General features: G+C 51.0%; 1 rRNA gene. It reads right to left on the minus strand.

The annotated features are described in order from the left end of the window. Positions 1–54: 54 nt before the first annotated feature. Positions 55–170 (minus strand): 5S ribosomal RNA (gene rrf / locus IEQ44_RS16320). Between the last annotated feature and the right edge of the window lie 79 nt (positions 171–249).

Here is a 249-nt window from a genome sequence, read left to right on the forward strand (position 1 = left end):
AACAGATAAAACGAAAGGCCCAGTCTTCCGACTGAGCCTTTCGTTTTATTTGATGCCTGGCAGTTCCCTACTCTCGCATGAGGAGACCCCACACTACCATCGGCGCTACGGCGTTTCACTTCTGAGTTCGGCATGGGGTCAGGTGGGACCACCGCGCTACTGCCGCCAGGCAAATTCTGTTTTATCAGACCGCTTCTGCGTTCTGATTTAATCTGTATCAGGCTGAAAATCTTCTCTCATCCGCCAAAA

Source organism: Nocardioides malaquae (assembly GCF_015070385.1).
Classification (GTDB): domain Bacteria; phylum Actinomycetota; class Actinomycetes; order Propionibacteriales; family Nocardioidaceae; genus Nocardioides; species Nocardioides malaquae.